This is a genomic window from Verminephrobacter aporrectodeae subsp. tuberculatae At4, assembly GCF_000193225.1.
Taxonomy (GTDB): Bacteria; Pseudomonadota; Gammaproteobacteria; order Burkholderiales; family Burkholderiaceae_C; genus Acidovorax; species Acidovorax aporrectodeae.
Genome location: NZ_AFAL01000656.1, coordinates 1 through 410, shown reverse-complemented (window position 1 = coordinate 410; position 410 = coordinate 1). Strand labels below are relative to the sequence as shown.

Here is a 410-nt window from a genome sequence, read left to right as displayed (position 1 = left end):
CCAACCCAAGTCATTGCGCAAGGCCGGGCAACGGCCGGTCGGCGGACAGAAGGGGCACAAGGGTCATACCCTGTGCCAAGTGGCCGAGCCCAATGTGGTCGTCACCCATGCACCGCCCGAGCATTGCGATGTCTGCCACGGTTCCTTGGGTCAGGCCAGCGTGGTTGAGGCCCGGCAGGTTCACGATCTGCCTGATTTGCGCCACCAAGTCACCGAGCACCGCGTGCTGCAAGCGATCTGCAACTGCGGCAAGACCCACCGTGGCGCATTCCCTGCGGACGTCACCGCCGCGGTGCAATACGGCCCGCGCGCGAAGGCCGCAGCCGTGCACCTGAACCAGTACCAGATGCTGCCACTCAAGCGCACGGGTGAAGTGATGGGCGACCTCTTTGACATGCCCATGTCCGAGG

General features: G+C 64.9%; 1 pseudogene. It reads left to right on the top strand.

The features are described from left to right. Window positions 1–79: 79 nt before the first annotated feature. Window positions 80–410, top strand: a pseudogene (locus VTU_RS33890) (IS66 family transposase); the annotation flags it as partial.